This is a genomic window from Streptomyces sp. NPDC055025, from assembly GCF_053608565.1.
The window spans coordinates 95695-111552 of the sequence record NZ_JBSGVS010000003.1 but is presented as its reverse complement, the minus strand read 5'-3'; the positions used below and the strand labels follow the sequence as shown (position 1 = coordinate 111552).

Below are 15858 nucleotides of genomic sequence, written 5' to 3'. Positions count from 1 at the left end.
GCGTTGCGCCGGGGTCAGGTCAGGTAGCCGAAGCGCCGCAGCATGGCAATGGCCTCTGCGCGGCTGCCGGCGATTCGGTAGATCTCCTCCGGCAGCAGCCGGGGGGTCATGAGGCGGAAGCCGCGCCCCGAGCGGGGCACCAGGCCCCGCTGGATCGCGCGCTGGCGCTCCTGCCGGAAGAAGGCCCCGCGGCGGGTCGTGCTGTCGCGGGTGGCCCGTACCCGGGTGCCGTAGGCGTCGGCCGTGTACATGCCGCGCCGGGCGTTGACCACGCTGGTAAGGCTCGCCCCGTCCCGCACGGCCTGGGCCCCGGCCCGGGTGAAGATCTTGTCCTGTTCCCGCTGCGACAGCGAGTTGAAGTACGCCGTGGGGCTGAATGCACCCCGGTGGTGGCGCCCGCGGGCGATGAGGGTGGCGGGCATGTGGACGCAGTCGCACTTCGGATGGCGCTGGAAACCGGCGTTCCAGCCGTACTCGACCCCGGCCAAAATGATGCACCGCGCGCACGCGGGCGGGTTCACGACCCGGATGTAGCCCTGGATCGTCCGGTTCCCCGCGATCGACGCCCCCGCAGCGGTACGGCCCGCGTCGGCCGCCTCGGTGGCTGCGGCCCTCAGCAGGGCGTTCAGCCCCGACAGCAGCGACTCCCGGGCCATGACGCCCTGCGACATGTTCCATTTCACGTCGATGAGGGGCTCGTAGAACAGCGACCGCAGGGGCCTGCCGTCAGCGGCCGTACCGGCGAAGGCAGCCGGGTTCACCTTCCCCTCGGCCTGCGACTCGGCGCCGTCCGCCGCGAGGACGGCCGCCACATACTCGTCCGCTGTCGCGGCCGTGTCCTGCTGCCCTTCGGTCACCGCGGCGGTCAGCCCTGCGGCGATGGCCGCCCAGGACATGTCCAGGTCGCGCGGATCGAGCTGGCGCCACAGGCTCTGGGCCCGGTCCGCGGTGCGCCGCACGACCGTCTGCTGGCTCCGGTAGTGCCGGAGCGCCACCTCGGCGGCCTCCACGCTCACACGCCCGTGATGACCGGCTCAGGCACCGGCTCGGGCGCGGGCTTGGGCCCGAACTCGGCCGCCAGGTCGCCTGCCAGGACACGGTCCATGGAACTGGTCATCATGGCGCGCATGCGCTGCTGCTTGACCGCGCTGTAGCCGAGGTCCTCCCACGCCTGCTCGCGCGGCAGGATGTCCGCCTGGACCAGCTTCACGACCGCGTCGGCCTTCTGCGCGAACGTCGGAGTCGACGGGTCCCGCCACAGCGTCTCCAGCCGCTGGAGGTCAGGGTTCCAGGCGCCGTCACGGAAGCGGAGCGCCAGGCGGGCGACCTGCTCGTACGAGCCGGAGAAGGCGCGGGCCTTGCGCTCTGCGGACTTCACCAGACGGGCCTCACGCGAGCGGATCGCATCGGCGGACGCCGCGTCGTCAGCGACCAGCCCCATGTAGTTCGGCGGGAGCGCGGCGATCGAGGCCGTCAGCCTCGCCAGGGCGTTGATCGTCTCGTGGAAGTTCGTCAGCGACGCCTCGGGGAACTGCCCGACCTCGGCCCCGTCCCGGTTCTTCGTCTTGGACGACGCCCACAGGCGGCCGGCGATCCGCGACCACACCGAGATGGGCTTGCCGTCCTTGTCGGTGAAGTCCTGCTCGTCGAAGCCCAGCGCCCAGCGGCGCGGCATCGCGTGGAACTCCGCCGCGACCATCATGTCCGTGGCGATCTTGCACGCCGCGTCCGACAAGGGCAGCACGTCCGCCAGCTCCGAGACACCGCCCGGAGTCAGCAGCCGGCCGCGGTTGACCAGCGGCACCACCGGCACGACCCCGAGCCCGTGATCGTCGCGGTCCGCCTCGGTCCAGCCCTCGACGCCCTTGTGCTCGTAGATCACCGTGGCGTCCGGCAGGTCCAGCGTGGCGAAGCGGTCCCGGACATCCCCTGTCAGGGTGTCTATGTCGTTCCACCGCTTCAGCGTCGCCCGCACCTTGCGGGTCTTGGGGTCGTAGTCGGCATGCATCTGGAGAGGGGACTCCGCCGTGATGAGCGGCATGGCGGAGTCCTTCTCGTTGGAGCCGACCTTGATGAACGCCCTCTTCATCACCAGGGCATCCACATGGGCCTGCTGGGACTGCTCGTCCATCCCGTTCGCCTGCCAGATCGCCCACAGGTCTTCGTCCGCGGTGTCCTTGGCCGGGTAGCGGAACCCTTCGACGTCCAGGCGCTGCTCGACCGCGTCGACGACCAGCCGCGGCCAGTTGACGACGACCTGCTGGAGCTGGCTGCCGAGTTCGGCCTGCAACTCCGGGTGCAGGTACGCCAGAGGCTGCGTGCCCTCGTAGTAGGCATTCAGCGCCGCCAGTTGCGGCCGTTCGGCCTCGTGGCAGCGGGAGAGGTAGTTGCACCAATCCAGATCCGAGAGTTCCATCAGCGCATCACCACCATCCGGCCGGATCGTTTGATGTTGGCGCCGGCCGCGATCGCGTCGCAGCGGGCTTCCCAGGACAGGTCACCGGCCATGGCGGCGTCCATCTTGAACGGACTGTCGTGACGTTCCTTCTCGATGACCCACAGGACCTGGCCGTCCTCGTCGAGCATCTTCAGATTCCGGCGGCGCGCATTCGCGATGTGCTGCCCGAACACCTCGTTCCCGTCGTGGGCGAGGTCCCCGGACTTCATGGCGCGCTCGTAGGCCCTGATCGAATAGGCCATGGCCTTCGGCCGGTTGGTCCACCACTCATGAACGATCTCGTCGCCCCAGCGGCCCTTCCACCGGTGAATCATCCCGTCCCAGTACGGCGGATCCGCGTACACCCGCCACACCCGCCAGGTGTCCATGGCCTCCACCAGTGCCGCCTCCACCTCTTCCTCGGGGCACTCCCAGTCCACCGCGTCCGGCGGGCACTCCCAGATCCCCAGAGGCCACTGGAAACCCGAGTCGACGTGAGTGGCGATGAGCGCCGTGGCGTCGCGGAACTGCGCGCCGTCGAAGCCGACCGTGATCAGCTCCTTCGGCGGGACCACGAAGCCGGAGCGGGCCAGGTTCTTCCACTGGAGCACGTCGAAGGCCTGCCGCCCGGCCTGCACCCTCCGGTTCAACCACACGCGCTCGAAGTACGCCTTGTCCGTGTCCGGCTGGTTGTAGAGGCTGGCGATCGCGTCGACCTGACCCTCGAAGTCCGGCCACTGCGCGATCGCAGGCCCGGACGCTTCCCGGATCGCGGACCGAAGCTGCCCGTCATCGGCCAAGTCCTCGCCCTTGCGGGGCGCGGCCTCCCGGTGGAAGAAGAACAGCGTCTTGTCCTTCGCCTTGCCCTTGGACACCAGCTCCGCGTACTCGTGCGTGCCCTGCGCCACCGACCCCTCGCCCGGGGTGTAGGTGGTCGTCGTCTCCAGTGACCACGGGTCGGCCAGCATCCGCTTGGGGATGTTCGCCAGCATCGTCTGGTGCGCCTCACGCAGACGCGGCAGAACGAACCGGTGGGTTTCGTCAAAGTGCTGGAAGGTGGTGCGGGCACCGTCGCGGGAGTCCGGGGATGACGCCAGGGCCTGGGCCTTGCCGTCACCGTCGATGCGCATGATGCGCTCAAGCCCCGAGTCGAACAGATCGGAGTCGGGGCCTTCGGTGCACATCACCAGGAGCGCGCCGTAGGCCAGGTCCGAGGTCTGCTCCTCGGTGTAGGCCACCATCGGGATGTACGGGTCCCGGACCGGCACACCCACCGGTTCGCCGTGAGTGTCGAAGCCGTCGCACCGCACCGGGGAGTCAGGATGCAACTCGGCGAAAGCGACCGCGGCGGCCAGCTCGGTCTTCGCGGTGCCCTTCCGGACGGACAGACCGACACGCTTGAACCGGCGCCGCCCGGCCCGAGGGTGGCCCTGGGGATAGACCTCGTACCAGCGGTAGATCAGCGCCCGTTTCTCGGCGTCCAAGGTGTAGGGCTCGCCCCGCAGGTCGCCCGGCCCGTGAACGCACCGGTCTTCCAGCAGATCGCACACCTGCGGCCCGAGCGTCGGCCACGGCTCCTCATCGGCACCGGGGACGATCAGGACGCCCACGGTCTACACCACGTGCAATATCGCCCGCGGATCCGCCGACACCGACGGCTCGGCCAGCGGCCTCTGCTCCGGCCGCCGGCGCCCCGCACGTTCCGCGGCCGGTTCCTCGTCCACGATCTCCCAGCGCAGCCGCAGCAGCGCCAGCGGTGTCAGCCCGAGCCGGTCAGCGAGCTGCCGCGCCTCACGGGCCGCGTCCAGGTCGCCCAGTTCACCCAGAACCTTCCACCGCACGTACTGAGCGGGTTCCCGGGACCAGCCAACCTTCTCCCAGGCGACGGCCTGCGGCGTCTTCCACAGATCCCGCCACAGCCGCTTTTCCAGACCTCGCTGGGCCTCCAGGACCTTGGTCAGGACCCGGACTTCCAGGTCGGTGGCGTCCAGCTTCCGCTGAAGAACGGCCCGCCGGGCGGGCTCCGCGTCCTGAAGGTCGACGCGCAGCGCGTCGACCTTCTCCTGGGCGGCCTCCAGCTCTGCGGTCTTGCGCACGTCATCGAGCAGCGGCCAGGGCGGCGTACGCCCGATACGGCCGGTGGCGGGCAGCTTGGTCATCGTGACCGTGGCATTGCGCCGCGCACGCTGACCGGCCGGCTTCGGAGCGGGCCCCATTCCAGCCATGTGATCACTCTCCTCGCGCCGTTGCGGCACGTCATGGCCCCGGCCGTTGCGGCCAGGGCCGGTTACTGACGGCGACGGCAGGTCCCGTTGCGGGACCTCCCAGACCCGTACAGCCAGGAATCGCCCTCCCCGGCGGTCCGCCAGTGATCACCGGGGAGGGGTCACCCCCCAGGGGTCATCACCCTGGGTGACATGAGGGCTGGTCAGTCGCCGCCGGCCAGGCCCAGGGTCGAGGACGTCTCCAGCGTCTCGGCGACTCGCAGCATGCCGGCCCGCTCGATCCAGCCCAGGCCCTCGGAGTACGCCAGGCTGAGGCGTGTGGAGCCGTCGGCTTCCACCACCTTGAGCAGGACCAGGGCGCCGGCCACCAGGTCGCCCTCGCCGACGGTGGCTCGGATGCCGAGCCCGTCCAGCACGTCACCGACGGGCTGGGTCCCGGGGCCCACGCTGTCATCCCATCCGCTCATCTATCCCGCTCTCCTGACGGCTGCGGCGTGGCGGAGGCCATGGCCAGGTCGATGACCTCCCACTGCGCCTCGCGCTCGGCACAGTTGAGTTCCTCGTCCCGGACGATGGCGCGCCATCCGTACCAGTCGCGGTGATACGCCTCGTCGGACAGGTAGTCCCTGCGCTGCGGCTCGGGTGGTCTGCTCACTCTCTTCACCCTTCGGCGCGGTCCTGGGCGCTGGCGGCTGTCACGGCCAGGTCGATGTCGTCCTCGAAGACGAAGATGCCGGCCAGGCCGAGGGCGGACCGGAGTTGCGTGAAGGCCTCGCCCGCATTGGTGAGCGCGTCCGTGTCGAGGCTGCCGACGTTGCCGATCAGCAGGACATCGCCGGGCTTGACGAGGACAACACGGGTGCCTTCGCTGCTCATATGTTCCAGCCTCCGGGCTGCTCGCGTGCGGTCTCTGCGCTGTGGCACGGGCCGCACAGTCCGCGCCCGTACTGCGGGTGGTCCGGGTCGAGGCCGGCGGCGACCAGGGCGCGGCGGTCGCGCGGGTGGTGGTCGGCGTGGACGCTGCGGGCCTGGTCGCACAGGACGCACATCGGGTCGCGTGCGAGGACGCCGGGCCGGAACCTGGTCTCGTGTCCGTGTCCGTAGCCGCGCTGCCGCGCGCTGCCTCGCTTCTGCTCCGCCTTCTGCTCGCACTCGGAGCAGCGGCTGCGCGTGGTGAGGGTGGGGCAGCCGGGCACGGCGCAGACACGGAGACCTGGGCGTCTGGGCATGGTGTGTCTCCCGTCCGTACTCTGTGGCCACTCGATGAGGGGGGACTGGAGATGGAGCAACAGAGCGGCCCGCAGTGGTCGTTAGGGCGTGGCGTGGCGGTGGTGGGTGTGATCGCTGCATTGATCGCCACGTGGGTGTATGTGGCGGACGCCGGCAGCAGCAGGGCCGATGAAGGGGAGGAGACGGCGGTGCTGACGCAGGTGTCGGCGTCGAGTCAGGTGGAGTATCGGTTGACGGGTTCGGCGGCCGGTGCGGATCTGACGTTCACGGACGGGCGAGAGCAGATTTCGCAGGCGGCGGGGAAGGCCGTGCCTCTGGTGACGGCGGACGGTGGCGGGATCGACTTCATGGCCGCCAGGGGGACGTCGTTGTATCTGTCGGCGCAGAACACTGGCGACGCTGGTGATCTGACGTGTCAGATCGTGGTGGACGGTGTGGTGGTGGCGGAGAACACCAGCAGCGGGGGGTACACGATCGTGACGTGCCAGGCCACCGCGTGAGGCCCGGCTGACGGTACGGCGAAGGCCCCGTCCGTGTGGGCGGGGCCTTGGGGGTTCATCGGTGTCCGGGCATGCCGAACGCCCTGTGAGTGTGACACCGGGCGATCTCGGAGGTCAAGCGGCCTTTGCAGCGGCGCGGGCCTGGAGTTCGCCCAGGTCGACCAGGGCGCGGTGGGCTCGGTCATACCCGTAATGCGTCAAATGGCCCCGTTGTAGCCGCTTGCGGATCGTGGCTGGCTTGATGCCGGTCGCGGCTGCGGCTGCGTAGATGTCCATGATGGTCGGGCTGGTCATGACTCCATGGTCGCCTACGGCCGGACCGCGTCCACGATTTCAGCTCGGAGGGGCAGCGCGCTCAGCGGCAGCCTGGCCAACGCACAGCGGGTCGCTGCACTTTGCACTTACGCGCCCCACGACCGATCCCCATTCGGGGTACTCAACCGCGATGCTGACGTCCCCGGGACCATTGAGACTGCAACGTGCCTGTCCGATTGCGTCATCAAGCGCTGCCCGGCGCAGGGCGCCCAGGCCGTGGCTGGCAACTGTTTCCGCGCTCCACGCTGTTCGGGCGATGTGGACGACTTCGGGTCCGGCGGTCACGGACGCCTCCTTGTTGGGCTGGGGTACCGGCCGGGGCGGGGCGCCGGGTATCGCACCCGGGTCTGTACCGGTCATGAGTCGGCCGCTCTGCTGCTGAGCTACGCCCCGCCCTGGGGGACAGTGTCGCCCATGCACGAAGGCCCCGCCGCGGTGTTCGCGGCGGGGCCTGTGGTTCAGAGGCGGGTGAGGTCGGTTGGGTGGTCGAACGTCAGCTGGCCGTCGGACGACCGGGTGTGAAAGCCCCAGCCGGCTGTTCTGAACGCGCTACGGAACTCGTCCTCGACCTGTTCCCGTACCGGGTTGGTCGGGCTGACGTTCAACAGCACGCCGTTGTGGGTGTATGAGATCGCGATGTCCCGTATGGGCCAGCGGCGGCCCTTCAGGTCGTAGACAGCGGTGAGGGCCTGGGCGATGGGAGCCGCGGCGTCGCGGACAAGGCTTTCCACGCTGCTGCCTACGCTTTCGCTGCCGCGTCGGTGGTTTCGGGGTAGGTGAACTTGAGTTTCCCGAGGCGGGCGTGGACCTTGCCGAGGGCCGCGACGGCGTTCCGGGACGCGTCCTGTGCCTCGCGGATCTCGGCGTAGAACGCGGGCACCTCGGTCTCGGGATCGTCGGCTCCGGGGGCGCTGATTGCCTCCTGCGGAGCTCCCGCGATCAGGTAGTCGGTGGCGGCGAGGATTTCGGGGACTCGCTGTAAGGCAGCGGTGAGGTAGCCGATCACGCGGTACCCGTCCTCCGGGTACTCCCAGCCTTCGACGCCGTGCGTGTCGATCCCGCGAAGGACCCGCCGCAGGGCGTCGTCGGCGGTGTCGGCGTACTTCCACGGCCGGCCGATGTAGTCATCGCCGCCGTAGGTCTCGATCGTGTCGGTCATGGGGGCATTCTCCTGGTGTTGGTCGTGGCCGGTAGGCGGTTTGGGTGGTTCAGTCGTGGTCGGCGGGGGGCTCGTACGGCACGAACTCGTAGCCGAGCAGCGCCGGTTGCACGCCCACGGGGTATCCGAGGTCCCACCCGAGCTGGAAGAACATGGCCCGGGTGTGGATCGCGTCGGCGATCGCGTCCGGCACGGTGCGGCCGACGCGCGTGAGGATGGCGAGGGCCTGGCACAGGTGTTCGTCGGCCGTGACGGTGATGGTGTCGCCGGGGCGCGGCAGCGCGTGCGGCGGGGGTATGGGGGTGTCCGCGACGGCGGTGATGCCGGGTGGTGTGGTGGGTGGTGCGGGCTGGTGCGTGGTGTCGGGCTCGGTGGTGCGCTCCGGTGTGTCCTGGTCGGCCGGGTGGTGCGCTCCGGTGCGTGCGGCGGCGGCCAGGTCCCGGCTGATGGTGGTGTGGTGCACGCGGAGCTGACGGCCGATCGCGCGGATCGAGATGCCGTCGCGTGCCAGTTCGGCGGCGATCGCGCGGCGCTGGTCGACGGTCATGTCAGTGGTGGGCGGGGTGGTCATGGGCGGTGGGCTCCGTGGTGGTGTCGTGGGCGATGCGTGCGGCGAGGCCGGGCCATGTGGCGGGCGGGTAGGTGGTGCCGCAGCCGGGGCAGTGGATGACGGTGGTGCCGGGCTGGTGGTGCAGGACGGTGCGGCAGGTGGTGCCGGAGCTGGTGAGGGCGGGGCAGGGCCCGATGACGGCCGGCCGCGCCCGGGTTTCGGTGTCGGGGGGGTCCACGATGCGGAGCACGGCCTGGTCGAGGAGACGGAGTTCGCGGGCGAGGTCGCCGGCCTGCGGCCAGTGCACGATCCAGGGCATGGACGCGATCAGGCCGCCTGCTGCGGTGGCTACCCGGGCCTCGATGGCGGCGCGCTGTGTGGGCAGTGCCCAGCCGCGCTCGGCGTGCACCGCCTGGTGCCAGTCCTCCAGTACGCCGACCATGCCGCCGGGTCCGCGGAGTGCGAGCGGGGCCATGGCCACGGGCAGGGGTGCCTCTACGGGCCGGGCGCTCCCGTACTGGGAGCTGGCCCGGCCGACCGGCTGAAGGACTGCGGCCAGGGCCCGGTAGAGGCGGGGCATGCGGTGCAGTCGCTGGTGGAGGGCGGTGGCGCAGCCGGTGCACAGGGTGCCGTAGGTAGGCGTGGTGCACAGCAGACACGGGGCCTGGTCGGGCCGGGCGTGGTGCGTGTGGTGCATCGGTGTCCTCCGGGTGGTGCGGGTGGTGCAGGGTGGGTCAGGGGCGGGTGACGGCCAGGCGCTGCCCGCCGCGTTCCTGCTCGGGGACGACGGCGTAGCCGAGCTGGTGGAGCGTGGTGGTGTATGCGGCGAGGTGGTCTTCCTCGTCGGGGCCGTCGTGGAAGACCCGGACGATGCGGGGACCGTGTTGGGCGACTCGGAAGCCGGGGTCCCAGGGGCCGGCCTCGAACTCGCTGTGCTCGTGGCCGGCGGCGGCGAGCTGCTCGGCGATGTCCTTGTCCCGGAGGCGTCGCACGGTCAGGTCCTCGTTTCGTTGATCGGCCCACTCGATGCGGGCGTGGCTGTAGTGGGTCAGGAGGGTGGTGAGGTCGGGGGCTGCGCTGATGCCGACGTCGGGGTCGTCGAGGACGGCGGCAGGGCCCGAGGGGAAGAGGACGCCGTGAATGAGGTCGCCGTTGCGGGGACGCAGGCGGAACGTCTGTGCGAACGGCTCGGGCTCGGTCACTGGGAGGCGTCCGGGTGGGCGGTCGGGGCGCCGCAGCAGTCCTGCGGCTGGCACCCCGGCGGAACCACAGGCGGGGCGGGCTCCGGCCTTCTCGCGTTGGCGGCCTGTATCCGGGCCTGGTCGGCCGCGTGGATCTCGGCGGCGACGAGCTGCCGCAGCTCCGCGGCCTCACCCTCGGCGAGGACGCCGCGTTCGGCGCGGGTGAGGAGCAGGCCGAGCCGGTCGCGGCGGATGGTGCCGGGCGTGGTCCGTACGGGGTGCCGACGGGCGTGGTCCGCGTAGTCGGCGGCGTCGGCGAGGAGCGCGGATCCGGCGAACAGGACGATGGTCCACCCGATGCCGGTCGGGCCGTCGGCGAAGCAGCCGGCCGTGGCGAGCGCGAGGCTGGCCAGGGCGTAGAGCGCGATACGGACCCGGGCGAGCGGCCGGGTGGCGGTGTTGTTGCTGGGCATGGGTCAGATCTCCTCGGTGGCAATGGTGAGTTGGCCGGCTGCGGCGAGCGCGGTGTGGTCGAGGGCGTCCGTACGGGCCGGGGACGTGGCGGGCTGGGGTGGGCGGGTCTTGGTGTGGCAGACGGGTCCGGTACCGCGGGCGCGGGATGCGGGGTCGCGGAGGTGCCGGCCGCAGACCTGGCAGTGGGTGCCGGTAGTCATGCGCCGGCCTTTCGTGCGGGGGTGGCGGCCAGGAGGTGGCCGTGCTGGTAGGCGAGGGCGATGGTGTGGCAGCGGGCGGCGAACGCGGGCGAGCTCGTTGTGCCGGGGCTGGACGCGCCGAGGGTGGCGTAGAGGCGGCGGATGTGGGTGGCGACCGTGTTGGGGGTGGTGCCGGTGACGCTGGCGATCTGGCTGTTGGTCAGGCCGTCGGCCATCAGTACGAGGACCTGGCGCTGTCGGGCCGTCAGCCGTACGGGCGGGCGGGGCTCGGCCGTCAGGCCGGTGAGCCATCCGTGCTGGTAGGCGATCGCTACCGCGTGCGCACAGGACACGGCAGCGATTCGCTGGCGGATCCGGCGCACCCGGTTGCGGACCGTCCCGTACGGGGTGCCGGTAGCAGCCGCGATGTCAGCGACGGTGTGTCCCCGGGCCAGACCGGCCAGGGTCACCAGGTCGTACTGCCGAAGGACGCCGGGCACGGCCCATGCCGTGCTCATCGCGGCCACCGCTGCCACGGGGCGGGCCGCACGCCCGTGCGACGCCGCGGCGTACCACTGCCGCTGCGCCGGGGCGGCCGGCCGGTGCAGTCGGGGTAGTGGGGTCTGGCGAGCCATTCGGCGTGTTCGAGGGTCGGCCGGTCTTTGGTGAGGCCGCGGGCGCGCAGGGTCTTGGTGCCGTCGTAGTACGCCGCGGTGTTCCCGGTGGGATCGGGCTGCGGGTTGAGTCGCTGTTCGCGTCCGTGTGCGGTGATGGCGACACGGATCGGTTTGCCGCAGTCGGGGCAGGGCTTCACGCCCTCAGTACTGAGCACGGGCGTCTCCTTCAGAGGAGTTGAGGTGTGGGAGGACCAGGGCGTGGCCGTAGACATCGGTCGCCACGTACGCGCCGTGCTGGCGGATCGCGGCGCGGACCTCGTCGGCGGTGGCCGCAGTACGCAGCGTGGTCTTCTGAGCGCGTGTCAGGACCGGGGCGGTGGTGTCGGGGCGTGGTGTACGGGGGCCGGGTGCCCACCGGTCGGGGTCGGCCGGGGGCGACGGCCGCGCCGCGGCGCGTTCCTGCTCCTGGCGCCGCGCCCAGGCCGCTGTCCGCTGCGCCCACCGCCGCTGCGCCCGGTCCCGCTCTTCGCGGTCGGCCTCTTCGCGGCGGCGGGTGTCGGCTTGGTCCATGGAGTTGTCGAGGCAGACGAAGCACCGCTGGCCGGTGTGCCAGGTGGTTCCGTCCTCGCAGGAGTCGAGGCCGCAGCCCTTGCGGTCGAGTGAGACGCCGAGGATCCAGCGGCCGATGCCGCCCGTACCGCGGTAGGGCTCCTTGGTGGAGGCGTACCGGGCCTGGAGGCGGGCGGTCAGTCGCTCGGGTTCCGTGCCGGTGTCGAGCTGGTGGCCGATCCGGCGGGCGATGGTGCGCAGCTCCCAGGTGCTGAGGTTCTCCACCTCGTGGTGGACCGGGGCCAGGACCGTCCAGACCCGCTTGGACAGGTCGAGGTCCGGCCCGTCGTACACCCGGCCGCTGCTGCGCTTTTCGGGGTGACCGGCACGGAAGGTGTCAGGTACACGCTCCGGGTTTTCCACAGGGCGGGTGACCCACTTACGGTCACCTCGCCTACGGCGGATCCCCCCACTCGGCTCCGTATCTTTGTCGTCCGGTCGGTCAGTCCTGGGGTCCTCCTCAGAAGGGGATCCGTCCGTGCTGCGGGGAGCCGATCCGTCATGGATGTCAGGGCCCGCGGGCCCGGGGCCGTGGGCGGTCTGGCCGGTGGGGACCGCGTGGAGGGGGTGGCGGTGGGTCTCGTAGATGTGGCGTCCGCGGGGGCCCTGGCGGCGGTGGACGGTGACCCATCCGGAGGCCTCCATGCCGTCCACGATCCGCATCACCTGACGCTCGCCCAGGGGCTCGCCGGCGCGGACGCCGCTCTGGTGGCGGACGTGGTCGCACAGGTCCGCCAGGGCGAGCGGGATACGGCGGATCTGCGCGTAGGTGATGGCGGCGTAGAGGCGCAGCTCACGGGGTGTCAGGGCCTCGGCCGCGCGTACGGGTATCCATACGTACAGCTCGGGCCCGTCGGTGTCGACGGCGCGGACGCGGCGCTCGGCGGACTCCCCGGTCCCGTCCGGCAGTGTCTTCCGTACGGTCAGGACTTCGGTGATGCCGTCGACCGGGTCCGCGTTGTGGAGCTGCCGCAGCCCGCGCTCGACTGCGGACGTGGACATGCCGAGGTAGGCGGCGATGGTGTCGACACGGGCGCGGCAGCCGGCGGGGCGCATCGCGAGCGCCGCGATCTTGACGTACACGGGCAGCGCCGCGTCGGTGTACTGGGCGCCGGTGACCAGGCGCAGCGGGACCCGGACGCGGAGTCCGCCACTCGCGCGTGCCGGTGCACCCGGTGCCGCGCGGGGCGGCTCGGGGCACGGCGCACCAGCAGCCGGAGCTGCTGGGTGCTGCGCGAGGACGGCGGACACGGGATCTCCTGGTCAGCGGGTGGTGCGGAGGCGGGGGAGGACTGCGGCAGGCAGCGTGAGGCGCACGGGCATCTGCTCGGGCCCGGCGGTGAGGCATCGGGTCGCGAGGGTGCGGTAGGCGATGGCGATCCTGGCGGGCTGGATGCCGGTCTGTGCGGCCAGCTCGGCGGGGGCGATCGGGGCCGTGGCGGGGATGAGGCCGGTGGGGTAGTCGGCCCAGGAGGCGAGGACCAGGGCCGCACCCATGTGTGTGGGGGTGAGGGCTGCGCGGTGGATGTACCGCTCCCACATCTGCCTCATGGGCTCGTCGTGGGGGCCGCGCTGCCAGCGGGCGGTCAGCCGGTGCACGGTCATCGGTCGGGGTCCTGTCTGCCGGGCGGGGCCGGCGGGTTGTGGCGGAGGGTGTCGAGGCTGGAGAGCAGGCGGATCACCGCGGCGGCGCCGGCCGCCGGGTGGACGCACCCGGCCGGACAGCGGAGTTCGGCGTAGGGCTGGCGCAGCCACCAGTCGCGCTGGGGCGACCACGGACGGGCGTGCTCGCCCATGTCGATGTAGAGGCCGGGGAGGGTCATGACGGCCCGTCCCGACCCCGGTCCGGGACGGGCCGCCTGCTCATACGCCCTCGGCGGTGGCGTGGTCGACCGGCTTCACGCCGGCGGCCTGGTACCAGGCCGCGTACTCGGGCGAGCCCATGCCGGGCTCGGAGCCGTCCACGGGCGCCTGCATGGCGGTGGCGGCGGTGAGAGCGAGCGTCGCGTGGACCTGCGCGGCGGCGAGGATGGCGGCCACGTCGGTGCCTTCCTGGTGGCCGTCGCCAACCTCACGGAGCAACTGCTCGGCGCGGGTGTAGTGCGCGGGACCGGTAACCATTCATCTCCCTTGGAAATGGGGCGGGTTGGTGGCCGGGCGGGCGGGAGAGCGGGTGTCATCCCGCCGGCCCGGCGGTAGGGGGCGGGGCTACTTTCTGGCGTCTGCGCGCCAGCGGGTGATGGTCCGCTCCGCGACCCCGACCCGGCGTGCGGTCTCTTTGGTGGAGACCCCCTGGTCCGCGAGCAGCCCGGCGGCGTACCGGAGTTCCTGCTCGGACATGTCCGGCCGGGGTCCGCCCGCCAGGAGGCGGTCGACCGCGACGAGGTCGATCCCCTGGTGGGTGGTGGCGTAGGGCGGCGGGAGCGGGGCCGTCATGGGCGCACGGCCCGTACGGCGCGTACGGCCAGCCACCACACGACCTGGAACAGATGTGCGGTTACGACGGCGGCGATCCACACGGCCGCCATCCCGGCCGCGGCCAGGACGAGCAGGGCGAGCAGCGCCACCGGGGCGGAGAGAACCATCGGTCAGTGCCTCCGGATGCGTGCGGCGCGCAGGAGACGGCGGGCCAGGCCGCTGTCCCTGTCCCACGACGCGGCGTCGTTGAGACCCACCGCGATGAAGACCGCGAGCAGGAAGAAACCGAGGACGGCGACCGCGATCACGTGTCCTCCCCGGGGTCGGCGGCCGGGGCGGGGCGGGCGCCCAGCGCAGCGGCCAGGTGTTCGGCGAGGTACCGGCGGATCTGGGGGTCTCGCAGACCGACGGTCATCGCGGTCATCTGGAACTGGGCGATGGACTCCGCGAGGAACGCGGTCAGGTCGGTGTCGGGTGCGGGAGTGACCGCAGTCTCCGTCGCGACAGACGCGGTGGAGGTGGTCTTCTCCCCTCGGGCCTCGGGTGCCGCGCTGTCGGCATCACGGCCGGGGTCGTATGCGCTGCGCCACTGGATCTGCATGCGGGAGCGGTCGTGTCCGTACCGCCGGACCGAGATCTGCACGTTCACGTTGTGGGCGTGAGCGCACCGGCCGGGCAACTCCGCGTGGACCATCAGGTTGGTACCGCGGGCGATCGACGCGGTGTCATGGCCGGAGGGCAGCCAGCCGGAGATCTGCATGTAGGTCATGCCGTAGAAGTCCGGCTCCAGCGTGCTGAGCTCCCACTCCGTCAGCTCGACCACGCCGTCCGTCAGCTCAACCCGGGCGATGGTGTCGGTCACCGGCTGACCCCCGCGTCGTGGGTCGGCGCGCTGACCGTCGACTGCTGGGCGGCGATCCACTTGGCGGCGGCGGCGACGGTCCGCAGCCCGTCCACGGCGTGGGTCCAGCGGATGTGGCCGTACCGGCCGTAGCCGTACCGGCCGTCGCGGGACGGCACCGCGCCCGCGCTCCACGTCACGGCGCCCCGCTTGCCCCGGCCCTGCTGGATCTGCCCGACCACATGCCGCTCCTCCACCCGCTCCACCCGCTCGGCGGTGACGACGAAGTCGAACGGCTCCGTGGTGTTCAGGCGGCCGAAGTCAAGGAACGGCTCGCCCGGGTAGAGGTACACGCCGGCGAGACGGCGGGGCTGGAGGCCGTACCCGATGTGCCGCGTGCTGGTGCTGCTGCGCCCGGCCCTCTCGCCGGTGATCGTCTCGGCCACGCCGCACGAGGTGCACACGATCCGTACCGTGGTCGCCTCGTAGCTGTTGGCGTGCCCGCAGTCCTCGTTCGGACACGAGTGCGACGGGCCGCCATGCAGGGACCGGTACTCGCTGTCGTTTATACGGACGTCGACCGTCCATGCCGGGCGCTTGCACGTGGGACGGTGCGTCAGCCGCTCCCAGCCGAGATAGGTGTCCAGGACCACACTCATCGGCCGGCCCCGATCGTCTCGGTGTCGGCGGTGGGGGTGGGGATCTCGGTCCAGGCGTGCACCGGCACACCGCCGATGTGGGCGTGGGCGTCGACGGCGGACCAGTCCGGACGGGACTCGATCGGCGTCACGGTCACCTCGGCGGCGAACGCCTGGGCGAACGCGATGATGGCGTCCTGGCACTGGCTGTACTGGATCGTGGCGGCGTACCCGCCAGCCCGGCGGATCTGCGAGGTGCAGTACGGGAGGGCGACGGGCTGTACGGCGGCGACGGCCTGTGCCGCAGCGGCACCCGCACGGCGGAGCGCGTCCGGCTGCGTCGCGGCCAGAGGAGCCAGGTACGGCCGGGGGGACCTACGGCCCACCTGGTAGATAGTCTTCGGGATCACGGTTCCTCGTCTCTCTGGTGGATGAGGGCCGGCGCGGGGCTGCTCGGGACCGGCAAGTCGGAGCAGCCCCTGCGC

General features: G+C 71.5%; 29 protein-coding genes and 1 tRNA gene. 1 reads left to right on the top strand and 29 read right to left on the bottom strand.

All coding sequences use genetic code 11. The features are described 5' to 3' along the window. Positions 1–14: 14 nt before the first annotated feature. The 8 genes from ACWGDX_RS03035 to ACWGDX_RS03000 all read right to left on the bottom strand — a co-directional run bounded on the left by ACWGDX_RS03035 (position 15) and on the right by ACWGDX_RS03000 (position 5891). A complete protein-coding gene (locus tag ACWGDX_RS03035) occupies positions 15–1016 on the bottom strand; it encodes a hypothetical protein (RefSeq protein WP_453621620.1) in 1002 nt (333 codons plus the stop codon). Further along, positions 1013–2416, bottom strand: a complete 1404-nt coding sequence (locus ACWGDX_RS03030; protein ID WP_453621618.1) for a phage portal protein — start codon at positions 2414–2416, stop codon at positions 1013–1015. The genes ACWGDX_RS03035 and ACWGDX_RS03030 overlap by 4 nt, the downstream gene beginning before the upstream one ends. Beyond that, the gene (locus tag ACWGDX_RS03025) at positions 2416–4047 is read right to left on the bottom strand and encodes a terminase (protein ID WP_453621616.1); all 1632 of its coding nucleotides are present in this window, start codon (positions 4045–4047) and stop codon (positions 2416–2418) included. The genes ACWGDX_RS03030 and ACWGDX_RS03025 overlap by 1 nt, the downstream gene beginning before the upstream one ends. A gap of 3 nt (positions 4048–4050) precedes the next feature. Then, positions 4051–4662, bottom strand: coding sequence for a hypothetical protein (locus tag ACWGDX_RS03020; protein WP_453621614.1), 612 nt, complete (start codon positions 4660–4662; stop codon positions 4051–4053). A gap of 203 nt (positions 4663–4865) precedes the next feature. Continuing rightward, positions 4866–5129, bottom strand: a complete 264-nt coding sequence (locus ACWGDX_RS03015; protein ID WP_453621612.1) for a hypothetical protein — start codon at positions 5127–5129, stop codon at positions 4866–4868. Continuing rightward, a complete protein-coding gene (locus ACWGDX_RS03010) occupies positions 5126–5317 on the bottom strand; it encodes a hypothetical protein (RefSeq protein WP_453621610.1) in 192 nt (63 codons plus the stop codon). Before ACWGDX_RS03010 ends, ACWGDX_RS03015 begins: the two co-directional genes overlap by 4 nt. A gap of 5 nt (positions 5318–5322) precedes the next feature. Beyond that, the gene (locus ACWGDX_RS03005) at positions 5323–5538 is read right to left on the bottom strand and encodes a hypothetical protein (protein WP_453621608.1); all 216 of its coding nucleotides are present in this window, start codon (positions 5536–5538) and stop codon (positions 5323–5325) included. Then, entirely contained in the window at positions 5535–5891 is a 357-nt protein-coding gene (locus ACWGDX_RS03000; protein WP_453621606.1) for a holin, read from the bottom strand. The genes ACWGDX_RS03005 and ACWGDX_RS03000 overlap by 4 nt, the downstream gene beginning before the upstream one ends. Before the next feature lie 51 nt (positions 5892–5942). On the opposite strand from ACWGDX_RS03000, the gene ACWGDX_RS02995 reads away from it, so the two are divergent. Next, positions 5943–6392 (top strand): MmpS family transport accessory protein, encoded by a 450-nt coding sequence (locus ACWGDX_RS02995; protein WP_453621604.1) that lies wholly within the window; start codon positions 5943–5945, stop codon positions 6390–6392. 114 nt (positions 6393–6506) lie between these two features. On the opposite strand, the gene ACWGDX_RS02990 is transcribed toward ACWGDX_RS02995, so the two are convergent. The 21 genes from ACWGDX_RS02990 to ACWGDX_RS02890 form a co-directional block, all read right to left on the bottom strand. Then, entirely contained in the window at positions 6507–6686 is a 180-nt protein-coding gene (locus ACWGDX_RS02990) for a hypothetical protein (RefSeq protein ID WP_453621603.1), read from the bottom strand. 341 nt (positions 6687–7027) lie between these two features. Further along, positions 7028–7100, bottom strand: a tRNA-Met gene (locus tag ACWGDX_RS02985). Between the two features lie 65 nt (positions 7101–7165). Beyond that, positions 7166–7438 carry a hypothetical protein gene (locus tag ACWGDX_RS02980; RefSeq protein ID WP_453621601.1) on the bottom strand — a complete coding sequence of 91 codons (273 nt, stop codon included), beginning with the start codon at positions 7436–7438 and terminating at the stop codon, positions 7166–7168. A gap of 8 nt (positions 7439–7446) precedes the next feature. Beyond that, positions 7447–7866: a hypothetical protein gene (locus ACWGDX_RS02975; protein WP_453621599.1), complete on the bottom strand. Its 420-nt coding sequence runs from the start codon at positions 7864–7866 to the stop codon at positions 7447–7449. Positions 7867–7915: 49 nt separating this feature from the next. Further along, positions 7916–8437, bottom strand: a complete 522-nt coding sequence (locus ACWGDX_RS02970) for a helix-turn-helix domain-containing protein (RefSeq protein WP_453621597.1) — start codon at positions 8435–8437, stop codon at positions 7916–7918. Further along, entirely contained in the window at positions 8415–9113 is a 699-nt protein-coding gene (locus ACWGDX_RS02965) for a hypothetical protein (RefSeq protein ID WP_453621595.1), read from the bottom strand. Before ACWGDX_RS02965 ends, ACWGDX_RS02970 begins: the two co-directional genes overlap by 23 nt. A gap of 37 nt (positions 9114–9150) precedes the next feature. After that, positions 9151–9618 (bottom strand): hypothetical protein, encoded by a 468-nt coding sequence (locus ACWGDX_RS02960; protein WP_453621593.1) that lies wholly within the window; start codon positions 9616–9618, stop codon positions 9151–9153. After that, a complete protein-coding gene (locus ACWGDX_RS02955) occupies positions 9615–10070 on the bottom strand; it encodes a hypothetical protein (protein ID WP_453621591.1) in 456 nt (151 codons plus the stop codon). Before ACWGDX_RS02955 ends, ACWGDX_RS02960 begins: the two co-directional genes overlap by 4 nt. Before the next feature lie 3 nt (positions 10071–10073). Further along, positions 10074–10271 carry a DUF6011 domain-containing protein gene (locus tag ACWGDX_RS02950; RefSeq protein ID WP_453621589.1) on the bottom strand — a complete coding sequence of 66 codons (198 nt, stop codon included), beginning with the start codon at positions 10269–10271 and terminating at the stop codon, positions 10074–10076. Then, positions 10268–10768 (bottom strand): response regulator transcription factor, encoded by a 501-nt coding sequence (locus ACWGDX_RS02945; protein ID WP_453621587.1) that lies wholly within the window; start codon positions 10766–10768, stop codon positions 10268–10270. Before ACWGDX_RS02945 ends, ACWGDX_RS02950 begins: the two co-directional genes overlap by 4 nt. Further along, positions 10765–11082: a hypothetical protein gene (locus ACWGDX_RS02940; protein ID WP_453621585.1), complete on the bottom strand. Its 318-nt coding sequence runs from the start codon at positions 11080–11082 to the stop codon at positions 10765–10767. Before ACWGDX_RS02940 ends, ACWGDX_RS02945 begins: the two co-directional genes overlap by 4 nt. Then, on the bottom strand, positions 11069–12727 hold the full coding sequence (locus ACWGDX_RS02935; protein ID WP_453621583.1) for a hypothetical protein: 1659 nt from the start codon (positions 12725–12727) through the stop codon (positions 11069–11071). Before ACWGDX_RS02935 ends, ACWGDX_RS02940 begins: the two co-directional genes overlap by 14 nt. A gap of 12 nt (positions 12728–12739) precedes the next feature. Beyond that, entirely contained in the window at positions 12740–13081 is a 342-nt protein-coding gene (locus ACWGDX_RS02930; protein WP_453621581.1) for a hypothetical protein, read from the bottom strand. Next, a complete protein-coding gene (locus ACWGDX_RS02925) occupies positions 13078–13299 on the bottom strand; it encodes a hypothetical protein (RefSeq protein ID WP_453621579.1) in 222 nt (73 codons plus the stop codon). Before ACWGDX_RS02925 ends, ACWGDX_RS02930 begins: the two co-directional genes overlap by 4 nt. Positions 13300–13339: 40 nt before the next feature. Next, on the bottom strand, positions 13340–13597 hold the full coding sequence (locus ACWGDX_RS02920; protein ID WP_453621577.1) for a hypothetical protein: 258 nt from the start codon (positions 13595–13597) through the stop codon (positions 13340–13342). 87 nt (positions 13598–13684) lie between these two features. After that, positions 13685–13912 (bottom strand): helix-turn-helix domain-containing protein, encoded by a 228-nt coding sequence (locus ACWGDX_RS02915; protein WP_453621575.1) that lies wholly within the window; start codon positions 13910–13912, stop codon positions 13685–13687. Beyond that, complete coding sequence (locus ACWGDX_RS02910; RefSeq protein WP_453621573.1) at positions 13909–14061, bottom strand: hypothetical protein; 153 nt, start codon at positions 14059–14061, stop codon at positions 13909–13911. The genes ACWGDX_RS02915 and ACWGDX_RS02910 overlap by 4 nt, the downstream gene beginning before the upstream one ends. A 3-nt stretch (positions 14062–14064) precedes the next feature. After that, entirely contained in the window at positions 14065–14202 is a 138-nt protein-coding gene (locus tag ACWGDX_RS02905; RefSeq protein WP_453621571.1) for a hypothetical protein, read from the bottom strand. Next, entirely contained in the window at positions 14199–14756 is a 558-nt protein-coding gene (locus ACWGDX_RS02900; RefSeq protein WP_453621569.1) for a hypothetical protein, read from the bottom strand. Before ACWGDX_RS02900 ends, ACWGDX_RS02905 begins: the two co-directional genes overlap by 4 nt. After that, positions 14753–15394, bottom strand: a complete 642-nt coding sequence (locus ACWGDX_RS02895; protein ID WP_453621567.1) for a hypothetical protein — start codon at positions 15392–15394, stop codon at positions 14753–14755. Before ACWGDX_RS02895 ends, ACWGDX_RS02900 begins: the two co-directional genes overlap by 4 nt. Further along, positions 15391–15783, bottom strand: coding sequence for a hypothetical protein (locus ACWGDX_RS02890; protein ID WP_453621565.1), 393 nt, complete (start codon positions 15781–15783; stop codon positions 15391–15393). Before ACWGDX_RS02890 ends, ACWGDX_RS02895 begins: the two co-directional genes overlap by 4 nt. Between the last annotated feature and the right edge of the window lie 75 nt (positions 15784–15858).